Source organism: Kitasatospora sp. LaBMicrA B282 (assembly GCF_050325825.1).
GTDB lineage: Bacteria > Actinomycetota > Actinomycetes > Streptomycetales > Streptomycetaceae > Kitasatospora.
Genome location: NZ_JBNQTI010000215.1, coordinates 1 through 12,151 on the forward strand (window position 1 = coordinate 1; position 12,151 = coordinate 12,151).

Annotated in this window: 7 protein-coding genes; 1 reads left to right on the forward strand and 6 read right to left on the reverse strand. The window is 68.5% G+C overall.

Translation table 11 applies throughout. The features are described from left to right. Positions 1-815: 815 nt before the first annotated feature. On the reverse strand, positions 816-2,402 hold the full coding sequence (gene dacB / locus ACQRUO_RS35385; protein WP_428320270.1) for a D-alanyl-D-alanine carboxypeptidase/D-alanyl-D-alanine endopeptidase: 1,587 nt from the start codon (positions 2,400-2,402) through the stop codon (positions 816-818). A gap of 150 nt (positions 2,403-2,552) precedes the next feature. Here dacB and ACQRUO_RS35390 point away from each other — a divergent pair, with 150 nt between their 5' ends. Continuing rightward, a complete protein-coding gene (locus tag ACQRUO_RS35390; protein WP_428320264.1) occupies positions 2,553-3,713 on the forward strand; it encodes an ATP-binding protein in 1,161 nt (386 codons plus the stop codon). Between the two features lie 192 nt (positions 3,714-3,905). Here the strand turns inward: ACQRUO_RS35390 and ACQRUO_RS35395 are convergent, their stop codons facing one another. From ACQRUO_RS35395 to ACQRUO_RS35415, 5 genes are all read right to left on the reverse strand, one after another. Beyond that, on the reverse strand, positions 3,906-7,559 hold the full coding sequence (locus tag ACQRUO_RS35395) for an ABC transporter ATP-binding protein (RefSeq protein WP_428320265.1): 3,654 nt from the start codon (positions 7,557-7,559) through the stop codon (positions 3,906-3,908). Between the two features lie 92 nt (positions 7,560-7,651). Further along, entirely contained in the window at positions 7,652-8,188 is a 537-nt protein-coding gene (locus tag ACQRUO_RS35400; protein WP_428320266.1) for a hypothetical protein, read from the reverse strand. 165 nt (positions 8,189-8,353) lie between these two features. After that, a complete protein-coding gene (locus ACQRUO_RS35405) occupies positions 8,354-9,847 on the reverse strand; it encodes a hypothetical protein (protein ID WP_428320267.1) in 1,494 nt (497 codons plus the stop codon). Positions 9,848-9,884: 37 nt separating this feature from the next. Next, on the reverse strand, positions 9,885-10,574 hold the full coding sequence (locus ACQRUO_RS35410; protein ID WP_428320268.1) for a TOMM precursor leader peptide-binding protein: 690 nt from the start codon (positions 10,572-10,574) through the stop codon (positions 9,885-9,887). After that, positions 10,553-11,902, reverse strand: coding sequence for a YcaO-like family protein (locus ACQRUO_RS35415; protein ID WP_428320269.1), 1,350 nt, complete (start codon positions 11,900-11,902; stop codon positions 10,553-10,555). Before ACQRUO_RS35415 ends, ACQRUO_RS35410 begins: the two co-directional genes overlap by 22 nt. Between the last annotated feature and the right edge of the window lie 249 nt (positions 11,903-12,151).

The following is a 12,151-nucleotide window of genomic DNA, read 5'->3' on the forward strand; positions in this document are numbered from 1 at the left end:
CCGCGACGACGCCAGATCAACCGACCCCCAACGAGGCCAGGCCACCCGCTTCCAGCACCTGTGCCAGCAACTGAGCGACGGGACTCGAACCCGTCACTCATGAAGATCACCAACAGCATCCGGCCCCTGTCCACAGCTCGCCCGGAGGATCGACTCGCGCAAGCCCCTGACAAATCCCGTGCCGCCGGGCGCTCCTCGTCTGCCGCGGAAGCGTCAGTAGCGTTGCCGTTCTCGGCGTCAGTACCCGGGTCCCGTCAGCGCCGGGCCACAGCTCCCGGCCAGCACCATCGCTGACTCACACTCACGCGGCGAACCCGCTGACACGGTGATCGGACATGGACGTGCCCGTGGGCTGGACACAGCGACATCGGTGACACCCCAGGTGCTCGCAGAGCGCAGGTTCCAGATGCTTTCACCTCATCGTGTAAGTCAACCGGACCTTCCGGCGCGGCGTCGGGCCCCAGTGCCACTTTCCGTCGTGGGCAGGACGACCGAGGAGCATCGCGCGGCGACTGTGGAGTGGTTGGAGCTGCTGCGGATCGACGGGGCGCTGAGCGGTGAACACGTCCGCGTAGCCGCCGTGGCGCTGGGGATGGCGCTTCGGACTGTGTGGCGTTGGCTCCAGGAGTCGAGCGCCGGCCGATCCGGCCTGCGGGGGGGGAGCGCGAGAGCGCGTCCGGGGGCCGGCCTGCCCGGCGCCCTGGCGGCTGGCGGGCGGTGCTCGGCGGGCCGCGCCCACCGCGGGGAAGGGCGGCGGACGCGGCCGGGTGGACGGGCTGTCTTCCGGTCGTCGGTCGGTGGACTCGGGCGGGCTGCTACGCCTTGGCGCTGTGCGCGGCTCGGGGGCTGTGGGCGGCTCGGGGGCTGTGGGCCGAGGCCTGTTCCTGGAGCAGCGCGGAGATCTGGTTGACGTCGTCGAAGACGCTGAAGAAGCTGTTGATGTCGGGGCTGGCGGCGCCGGTGACGCCGACGTAGAAGAGGTGGACGCAGCCGTCGTCGGTGATCAGGTAGCCGGCTTCGGTCTGGGCGCCGACTCCGAGCGAGGGTTGGCCGTTGGGAGCCGGGGTGAGGAAGTCGGGGGCGAGGTTGGTGCCGGACTTGGAGAAGACCTTGCCCTTGGCCGGGCAGTTGGTGGTGCAGGAGATCCCGTTGCTGCCGTCGACGCCCAGGATCGGCAGGGCGAGCCGGAAGGCGTCGGCGTCGGGGGTGTGCAGCCAGTAGTCGAAGATCTGGTCGATGCCGATCGGGGTGCCCACGTCGGTGTTCACGCCGCGCCCGTCGGAGAGCTGGATCTGCGTCGGGTCGACGTGGGCGACGTTGGCCAGGAAGTCGTGTTCGATCGGGAAGGCGTCGAAGCACTGCGTGCTGCCCTGCGAGGTGGCCATGTTGCACAGCGCCATGTTGGCGCCGACGTTCAGGCTGACCTTGAGGATCAGCTTGGCGTACTCGCGGTACGGCGGGGAGACGAACACCGCTACCTGTGGATCGTTGCCGTAGGAGGAGGGCAGCGCGCTTGCCGGGTTGGGGCCGCTCTCGGGGGCGGTGACGGTGACGCCGGCCCGCTGGAGCGCTTCGATCAGCGCGGTGCGGCCGAAGGAGTCCGAATCCTGGATGGTGGAGATCTTCAGGACGGGCTGCGCATCGGCGGCGATCGTGCCGGACAGCTGGATGTGGGTGCCGTCGGCGGAGGGGTTGACCTTGATGTCGGTCGCGCTGCCGGGCGCGCCCGTGGTCACGCTGGAGGTGACGTTGTACGTGCTGATCTGCGGGCGCCAGGTCAGCTGGGCCGGCGCGCCGGGGGTGGTCGGGGTGCTGAGCAGGTCGATCAGGTTGTCGTTGATCATCAGCGGCTGGGGCTGCGGATCGAGGTCCGGGGCCTTGAAGATCCGCGAGTCGACGATCACGTCACCGTTGACCTGGGTGATGCCCGCGTCGTGCACCTGCTGGGCGATCTGGTCGATGCCCGCCAGCGGGTCCTCGGGGGCGAGGGTGGCGCCGGGCAGCTCGTTGGCGCTGGCGTGGTCGATGCTGGTGAAGTCCACCGTCCCGTCGGGCTTGGTGCGCCCGCCCATGGTCTCGTCGCCCTGCGCGACCAGGTCCAGGTTCCCGTTCAGGGTCGAGCCGGTGCGGGTGCCGGTGGCGAACAGCGGGGTGTGGAAGCGGTAGTCCGGGCCCAGGGTGTGCCAGGCGGAGGACTCGGTGATCACCTTGGTGATGGACCCGAGCTGGAAGAACTGGTTGCCGAAGTGGTTGTGGATGATCTGCCCGTTCGAGGGGTCGACCTCGAACACGCCCCACTGCGCATGCTCGTACCCAGGCTTGTGCAGACCAGGCCGCGGCGGTGAACTCCTGGGCGTCGCGCGAAATTCATGAAAATTGGTGACCTCGGCGCCGATGGGAATGGTGTCGTACGCGGCTTCGCCGGGCCCGTGCCGGAAGTCCGGCACCAGTTCGCGACTCCCGGGTCGACCGCCTCCGGACGGCCTCGCACCTGCCCGTCTGAGATTCGCCTAGGGTGAAGAGCTCTGCCGGACCGCATCGGAGGGGACATCATGAGCGGGGAAGCCAACAAGTACGACGCCAGCCAGATACAGGTGCTGGAAGGGTGCGAGGCCGTCCGCAAGCGGCCCGGTATGTACATCGGCTCGACCGGTGAACGCGGCCTGCTCCACATGGTCTTCGAGGTCGCCGACCGGGCCGTGAACGAGGTCCTCGCCGGCCACGCCAGCTGTGTCGACGTCACCCTCACACCCGACGGCGGTGTCCGTGTCGCCGACGACGGGCGGGGAGTTCGTATCGACGAATCGGGAACCAGTGGCATTTCCGGCCTCGAAGCCCTGCTGACCCGTTTTCAGACCGGGCCGGGGACCGGAGGCCGCCACGACGTGACGCTCGGCTTCTGCGGGGTGGGACCCTTCGTCGTCAACGCCCTGTCGAGCCGGATGACGGCCGAAGTGCGGCGCGGGGGAGCTCGCTGGGTTCAGGGGTACGCGCGTGGCGTGGCCGTCACCCCGCTCACCGAGGCCGGGACGTCGACCGGAAGCGGCACCACCATCACCTTCTGGCCCGATGCCGACATCTTCGGAGCCGCTGAGCTCTCGTTCGACGACCTGGCCGAGCGCTTCCGGGAACTCGCTCTGCTGAACAAGGGCTTGGAGATCTCTCTGACCGACCAGCGCGGTCCGGACGAGTCCCGGGCGGTCCGGTTCAGGTACCCGGACGGCGCGCGAGACTTCGTGACCCTCCTCGACGAGCAGGAAGAGACACCCGTTCATCCGCGCATCATCGGCTTCGAACGGGAGGACCCGCGCATGGCCGGAACCGTCGAGGTTGCCCTCCGTTGGCGTGACTCCCAAGAGGAACGACTCCGGAGCTTCGCCAACAGTCGACCCACCATCGGTGGCACCCACGAGCGCGGCTTCCGCGACGGCGTGGCGGCCGCGCTCACCGCGTACGCACGGGAGCGTCGGCTTATGACAGCGTCAGACCCCGACATTGAAGGCGATCGAATCGGCGAGGGCCTGACGGCGGTCGTGTCAGTGAAGCTGGACGATCCCGAGTTCGAGGGCTCCACTCGGGGCGTGCTGGGCGACGCCGCGGTGCGAGTCTGCGTCGAAGAGGCCGTCCAGCACAACCTCGGCAGGTGGTTCGAAGAACACCCGGAGCGTGCCGCAGCTGTCATCGGCCGGATCAACGGCGTCCGTCGGGACTGACGGTAGCAGGCCGCCTGCTGGTCCCGGGCAATCGGCCAGCAGGGCGGTCGGCAGCGCACGGCGGTCGGCCAGCGGTATGACCCGTGGCTAACCAGCCTGCTCAGACCGGCCAAGTAGCGTGAAAACGCTGGCCATCACCCCTGGAAAGTGGCCATCTACGGTGCACAGTCACAGGACGTTGCCCACATGTGTTCAAAGAGCTTGTCTCTCACTACCGTGCATGAAGTTGCTCCACAGCCTCGCGTACGCGCCGTCGACCGCGAGCAACTCGTCGTGCGTGCCGTCCTCGATGATGAGGCCGTCGTCGAGCACCAGGATCCGGTCCGCGCGCGCTGCGGTCGTCAGCCGGTGGGCGACGACGAGTGTCGTGCGCGCCCGCGAAACCTCCTCCGTCGCCCGCGTGACAGCCGCCTCGCTCGCCAGGTCCAGTGCGGAGGTGGCCTCGTCGAGCAACACGATGTCCGGATCCACGAGGTAGGCGCGCGCGAGGGCGAGCAACTGCCGCTGGCCCGCCGACAGGCTCCTCCCCCGCTCGCCGACCTGGTGCAGGTATCCGCCGGGGAGCTTCGCGACCATCTCGTGCGCCCCGACCGCGCGCGCGGCGGCCTCGATCTGCGCGTCGCCCGCCTCCGGACTGCCGTACGCGATCGCCTCGGCGACCGTGCCGGGAAACAGGTACGCCTCCTGCGGCACCACACCGAGCCGCCTACGGTAGCCACCGAGCTCGTAGTCGCGCACGTCCACGCCATCGACGAGCAGCGCGCCGCCCGTCGGGTCGTAGTACCGTGCGACCATCTTCACCAGCGTCGACTTACCCGCACCGGTCTCGCCGACCAGCGCGACCGTCGAGCCGGGCTCGATGACGACGCTGACTCCGCGCCCGGCGCTGCCGCCCAGGGCCGGCCGGGCCGCCGCGTCGTAGCCGAAGCGCAGTTCCCGGAACTCAATCCGGCCGCTGAGGGAGCGCACTGGTTCGGGGGCCTCGGCCTCGGGTGTGTTCGTCCGCGTGTGCAGCAGGCCCATGAAGCGCCGCAGGCCCACCGCGGCCTGCTGATAGCTGTCGAAGACCTGGGAAAGGCTCTGGACGGGTGCGAAGAACATCTCCACGTACAGCAGGTACGCGATGAGCGCGCCCGCCGTCAGCGTGCCCTGACGGATCAGGTACGAGCCGTAGACGAGCGAGACCGTCTCCGTGAGGTTGGCGAGCAGTTGCACGAACGGGAAGTACGCCGCGATGTACCGCTGCGCCCGCAGTCGCGAGCGCCGATAGGCGTCGATCTTGCGCGCGTAGCGGTCGCGGTTGACGCGCTCACGGCGGAACGCCTGCGTCACGCGCATGCCCGCGACGTTCTCCTGCAGGTCCGCGTTGACCGCGCCGATCCGGTCGCGGGCCTCCTCATAAGCCTTCGAAGACACTCTCTTGAACATCACGGTCGCGGCGATCAGGATCGGCAGCATCGCGAAGACGACGAGCGACATCCGCCAGTCGAGGACGACGAGAGCGGCCGCTATGCCGAATCCGGTCAGGATCGAAACGACAGCCGTGGCCACGTCGTTCTGGAGGAAGTCCGAGAGCGCGTCGATGTCGGAGGTCATCCGGGTCATCAGCCGCCCGGCCATCTCGCGCTCGTAGAAGTCGAGACCGAGCCGCTGCAGGTGCGCGAAGGCCTTCATCCGCAGCGTGTACAGCAGCCGCTCGCCCATTCGCCCGAGCACCATCGTCCGGACGGACACGATGGCCCAGTCGGCCAGCACCACGCCAACGCCGACGACCGCCATCGTCGCGACGACGTGGTACGCGGCGCCCTGAATGCCCCTGTCGACACCGGTACGGATCAACGCCGGGATGGCGAGTGACGCCAGCGCGTCAGCCGCCTCGAGGAAGAGCCCCACGAGGAGCGCGAAGACGAACGGGCGCAGCACACGCCTCAGGGTGAACCCGTGGTCGGCACCCGTCACCCGCTCCTTGTCCACGTCCGGCCGCTCGTTGGCGGACGGCAGCGCGGCCACCTCGGCGAGTATCTCGGACGTCGCCGACGTCGCGGCCGGCTGCGCGGATCCGTTGACGTCGGAAAGCTCGGGGCGCGACCACAGGGCTCGGGTGACACCGTCAACCTGCCGCATGTCGTTGTCCACGCCCGGCTTTCCCGCGTCCACGCCCTCGGCGTCGTGGCCGGGACCGGACAGCAGCAGCCGGTAGAGCGGGCAGTCGCGCTCGAGCTCCTCGGCGGTGCCCACGGCGACCAGCGTGCCCCGATCCAGCACTGCGATCCGGTCCGCGAGCTGGAGCGTGGAGCGTCGGTGCGCGATCAACAGGGTCGTGCGATCCTCCGTCACCCGGCGCAGCGTTGCGTGGATCTCCGCCTCGGTGGCCGCGTCGACGGCGGACGTCGCGTCGTCGAGCAGCAGGATCCGCGGGTCCGTCAGCAGGGCGCGGGCCAGGGCGACGCGTTGGCGCTGCCCGCCGGAGAGCGTCAGTCCCTGCTCGCCGACCACCGTGTCGTACCCCTGGGGAAGCTCCTCGATGAAGCGGTCCGCCTCCGCAGCTCTCGCGGCGGCGCGCACCTGGGTGTCGGTCGCACCGGGGGCACCGTACGCGATGTTCGCCCGGACGCTGTCGGAGAACAGGAACGCGTCCTCCATCACCAGGCCGATCGATGCGCGAACCGACTCGGCCGTCACCTCGCGCAGGTCGTGCCCACCGATGAGGACGGAGCCGGCCTGGGGGTCGTAGAAGCGCGGAAGCAGCATCGCGAGGGTGGACTTGCCGGAGCCCGGGGCACCGATGACGGCTACGGTCTCGCCGTGGCGCACCGTCAGGTCGAGGCCGCGCACAACGGGTTCGGAGGTCAGGTAGCCGAAGGTGACATCACGGAACTCCACGTCCAGGGCTCCCTGGGGAAGCTCTCGCGCATCGGGGCGGTCCGAGACGTCGGGTATGGAATCGATGACCTCGAAGACCCGCTCGGCGCTCGCGCGCACCTGCTGCCCGAGGGTGACGAGCGTCGTCAGCGTCCTGGTGGACCCGCCGAATGAGGCCAGGTAGCTGGAGAAGGCGAAGAAGGTGCCGATGGTGACCCGGCCGTGCAGGACCAGGTAGCCGCCGAGCGCCAGGACACCGAGCTGGCCCAGCGTTGGTACGGCGGCGAGCATCGGGGTGTAGCGCGCAGCCAGTCGGATCCAGCGCATCCGTGCGCCGAAGAGCGTGCCCGCGGCGCGGTCGAGCTTCTCGATCTCCTGGTGCTCCTGGCCGAATCCCTTGACCACGCGGACGCCGGTCACGGCGGACTCGACGACGCCGGCGAGCACGCCGGTCTTCTGCTGGGCGTCCCAGGCGGCCGGGAACAGCTTGCGGCGGGCCAGGACGTTGATGCCGAGCAGCACCGGTGCGACGGTGAGCCCGATCAGCGTGAGTTCGGGCGAGAGGAGGAGCATCACGACGATCGAACTGAAGAACATCAGGATTGTGCCGGCCATCGACGGCGCCATGGTGATCAGCTGGGACACCACCGTGATGTCGGACGAGGAGCGCGAGACGATCTGTCCGGTCTCCAGGCTGTCCTGGCCCTTGCCGTCCAGACGCGAGAGCGAGTCGAAGACCGCGGTTCGCAGGTCGTTCTGCACCTCGATGCCCAGCGCGCCACCGAAGTAGCGGATGCAGCGCGCGACGACGAAGTTGAGCAGGGCTATGCCGACCAGGGCGACGGCCCAGGGCGTGATCGGGTGTCTGTGCACGATGATGACGTCGTCGATGATCGTGCGCTGCACGAGCGGGACTGCGACCCCGATCGCGGCGATCACCAGGGAGTTCGCGGCTGTGATGAGGGCCAGCCGCTGATGGCGCATGATGCAGGCGGCGAGACGGCGCAGCCACCCGACCTCCCCGGGCGCTTCACCGGTGCTGCTTCGGGCAGCTCCGCTCCGCGTGGAGGCCGCCCTCATGAGGTGCCCGTCGATGCCGTGGGCAGCCCGATGGCCAGGGTGAACAGATGCGAGACGTGCTTGTCCTCGGTCCGCAGTGCATCACCCACCTCGGGACTGGTCACGCCGTGGACGGAACCGGAGAGCCCCAGCCGGACCGCCTCGAGCCAGAGGCTGTAGCCCAAGGAGCCGCAGCGAACCAGGAGTTCTGAATACTGCGAAACGCTCGGGCCGGGGCCACGCCCATCCCGCTCGCCGCAGATGAACAGGAGCGCGGGAGAATCCGCGTAGCGCGCGGCGAGGTCGGCGAGGAGTTCGGGCGGTACGGACTGCACGGACCTGCGGGTGGACCAACCGTCGTCCGAGAGGCGATAGAGCCCCGGTGCTGAACCTTCGACCTGGTAAGCCGCGACATGGACCCCGATGCCGCCACGCCGCCCTTCAGTGCCCCACATCGACTGGTGCTGTACTCGCGCGGAGCGGATGACCTGGTCGATGATCCGGCCGTCGATCGGCTCCCGGGCGAATGAGCGGACCGAAGTTCTGCGCTCCACGGTCCGAGCCAGCTCGCTCGGACCGTCAACGAAAACCTTTGCGGTGGACCACGAGACCGCGCCCGGAATTCCGCCGCCAACGGCTCGTTGACGATCCTGAGCCTGGATGCACAGTTCACGCAGAACGACGCTTTGATCAAATATTGGCATGATACCCGACCGATTCTAGATATTGACTCTCGCGACCGCGGTGACGAGCTCGCTGCCCGCTCTCAGCTGGAGAAGCGCGGCGAGGTTCGAGCTCCAAGCCCTGGCGAACGCCGTCTCCACACCGTGGGCGGCCGCCATGACCGCCAGTTGGGTGCACGCGAAGCCGGCATCGAGATGAGCGAGACGAAAGGCCAGGTCGCCATACTTCTGCCAGATTCTTCCCACGCATCCGACAAGCACGATGTAGGGACCGGGACCTCCGGCGGGGATGCCGTCGAGGTCGTCCAGCACCTCGTTCAGGAGTGACACAGGGACCGGCATCCGGACGAACTCGTCCGCGATCTCGTCGTAGAACGACAGCGAAGGCTCGCGGTCGGGGACGATGACGAAGGCGGCGCAGGAGCCCAGGTTGCCCGCCGACGGCGTCCAGCGCTTGGGCGGCGTCGCGTCGTCAGCCGCCGCTCGCCGGCCGGCGACACTTCGGACCAGCTCGACGAGCAAGTCGTGCCCGGGCGGGCCGGAACGCGGGAACCAACTCGGCAACCGCTCCCGATATCCCTGGAGATCAGTGATGACCTTGTTCTGAACCCTGGAGTTCGATCGCGACCCGCGGATACCGGCCGGCATGTCGCCCATGAAGTTCTCGTACAAGGCAACGAGCATCGAGTCCGCGTCGTCCTGGTGGGCCGCCTTCTCCGGACACGTCCGATGTGGTGTGACCACGAATCTCCGAGTCGCCAGGGACGACAGGCTCGTGCGCGTCATCGCGCGGCGGGAGACGGCGTGACCGAGATGTCCGACCAGGGATGCCACCTCGGCGCAGACGAGCGAAGCAAGGAGACCGCGCGCCACGTCCTCGTCATCGATGATGAGGGCACCGGCGTCTTCCTCGAGATCGGCCATTGCATCGCGATCGTGACGGAAACAGCGCAAACACGCCATGGAGTTGCCGTAGAAGAGCGGGCCGATCTCCAGGTGGTCGCGCGTGCGGCTCATGCGCAGCAGCGGTACGCCGCGCGCACCGCAGGCGGCGACCACGTCATCGAATCCCGGACCGGGCGCATCGAGCGCGACGACCAGATCCTGCCCCGGCTCGACCGCGGAAGATCCGGACAGCACGTCGACTCCGGTGATTCCCATGACGCGTAGGTCAGCCAGCAACGGCGCGGCAAGATTCGCGTCCTCGCAAGAGACCCCCACCCGACTCCGCGCCAGGAGTGCGCTCGACTGCGATGCCCCGCAATCGCCGAAGCCTCGGCCGAAGGCGGCTGCGAATCCGGCCATGTCATCGCCGAGCACCAGCGGCGCGTCCGCTGGTTCCTCCTCGAGCAGGTCGTGCTCCAGCAGGACGTCCCACAGGCCTTGCGCCAGCTCCGGGGGAATTCCGGCTTTCAGCGCCGCTTCGTCGAGGGTGGACGATGCGGTCGCGGCGTCGATGAGCCGTGAGATCTGTCCGGCGGCCGAGCCGCTGAACGTCAGTCGTTGCGGTCCGCCGGCGACGACGGTCACACCATCGCCGTGTACGTGCGCAAGGCCCCGGGAGAACCTACGCATAGTCGTGCTCACCGTCTTCGGAGCCGGCCGACCAAGCTGCTGCCAGGGCTTCCAGGACAGCCGACGCCTCATCGTCGTGACGCGTCCTCGCCGGGTCGGCGTTGCACGAGGGACAGCCATAACACGGCAGCACGCGGGAGACCTCGATTTCGAATCGGGCGAGCGAAGCGGTGTAACACTCGCCCGCGTTGACGCTTCCGTCGGTTCCGGTCGGCCGGATGAGCGAACTCGCCAGCGCGGCCGCCGAACGTGCATGGTGCGGCAGGTGCGCGCGAGGGCCCAGGGTGTCGTCACGGTCGTAGGCCGCTTCGAGCAGCTGGGTGGTGTCGGCGTCCGGGTCGTGCTGGAACTGCCGACTTCGGAAGCATGAAAAACACGGCGGCTGCAGGGGCCTGAACACGGGTCCGACAGTCATGCGCGGATGGTCCATGGTGACCGGCAACCAGGAAAGGCGATTGGTCGTGGCGAACTCGTCGACCGTGAGCCACAGCGACGGGACGGGACGCCACGAAGCGACCAGGATGCACCGGGTCGTCGAGGGAACCGACGTGAGGTCCCGCACCGGATCGATGTGCGCGACGAGTCCGTCGCCGAGAGCCAGCTCGACGACGCTGTGCCCGAACGGCCCAACCGACAGAGCGGCGAGCTCTCCCCGGACGGTCAGTCGAACGGAAGCGGCCATGGATTCAGATCCTCCTCGGCGGAAGCCCTGTATCCGGACAGCAATGGCGCGGAATACAGTCGTGGATGGGCACGGTACTGATGCAACGGGTGGAGTGACATCGGCTGGAGAGCGGGGATGACGACACAGGCCGACACCAGCCCCACGGCACGGAGTTCATCGCTCGTACGGTCCACCGCGTAGGCGCGGCACCCAGCGCGGCGAAGTCGCGCGAGCAGAGCGGAGAGGGCCTCGGCCGGATCTCGCGGCAGGACGGTCGGATCGGTCGGACCCGTTCGCTCGGAAGCGCCGTCGAGCAGGAACTCGAAGGCATGCCCCATCTCGGCCCGGGCCATGTACCGCGCGCCGTCCTCCAGATCGTCGAACCGGGCGAAGTCCAGCTTGACGGCTTCGTCGGCGGTGCGCTCGAACCGCATCCGCGCGCCCAGGACCTCGCAGGTCGCACGGTCCACCGCCTCGGGCAGCGTTCTCCCCGTCGCGCATCCGACGACCTGTCGAACCGGGCGGCTGTGCGGAGCGGTCTGCAGCACCAGACAGGTCGGCACGCCGAGATCGAGCGTGGCGTCGAAGAAGTGCGTTTCGATCGCCGACCGGCGGCCCCACTCCAGCACCGGCTGAACGGATTCCGGTACCAGGGCTTCCGGGACGGGAGGTAGCGGCAGCCGTTGGAGCCAGGTGATCGCCAGCGCATCGCGCTCGACCACCTCGAGGATCCCTCGGACGAGGGCCTCGGTCATCGTCGAGTGCACCGCGTACCCGGTGGATATCCGGAACCAGAAGTTCTCGGCGGGAAGGAGACCAGTCGCCGCGTAGTCCGTCATGACGGCCGGAACCCAGGTCCGCACACCGGAGTGCAGGTCCACGGCCCGGGTCCAGTGGATCCGCGCGTCACGGGAGAGGGCTGACACCCGGCCGCCGGCGCGCTCGATCTCCGCGCTGGAGCACCGCGGAACGAGTTCCGGGTCGAGCGCGGGTCCGTCGAGTTCGTCCCACGAGCCGACCACGGTGCCGGGCGGAAAGGACGGGATCGCGGAGTACCGCTCGGCGGCTTCGGCGATGGCCGCGATCGTCGCGTGCTCGTGATCGTGCAGGCTCGTCCCGCCGGTCAGACCCCTGGGGTGGTGGCTCCAAGACGTGTCGTCGGCTCCGGTGAGTCCGAGCCCGATGTTCGACACGACACTGATGTATTCGGGGAGGCCGCGTATCGAAGAGCCCTTCTGGATTCCGCCGACGAGGCCGAAGGGCGACACCAGAGCGTAGAGCTCGTTGAGCCTGTCCATCGAGCCCATCGGGCCTGTGTCGTTGTCGCCGTTGATCGGCTTGCGCATGGATGTGCCCTCTGGTTTCGATGAAAGACGTCGCCGGGTGGCCTGGGGAGGCGCTCGGTCACAGGCCACCCGGCAAGGTAATTCGGCCGTGCTCTCAGCGAGCACGGTCAGGCGTCGTCCCTAGGACTAGGCAGTGTCGTCAAAGTGATCTTGGATAGTGGATCATGATGTGGTGATACGTCGCCATGAACTCTCCGATGCCGAGTGGGGCCTGGTGGAGCCGCTGCTTCCCAGGTCCGGCAAGGGTCG

Coding starts and splice junctions, on each gene's coding strand:
- ACQRUO_RS35390 (WP_428320264.1), top strand. CDS start 2,553: ATGAGCGGGGAAGCCAACAAGTACGACGCCAGCCAGATACAGGTGCTG.
- ACQRUO_RS35395 (WP_428320265.1), bottom strand. CDS start 7,559: ATGCGCCATCAGCGGCTGGCCCTCATCACAGCCGCGAACTCCCTGGTG.
- ACQRUO_RS35410 (WP_428320268.1), bottom strand. CDS start 10,574: ATGGCCGCTTCCGTTCGACTGACCGTCCGGGGAGAGCTCGCCGCTCTG.
- ACQRUO_RS35415 (WP_428320269.1), bottom strand. CDS start 11,902: ATGCGCAAGCCGATCAACGGCGACAACGACACAGGCCCGATGGGCTCG.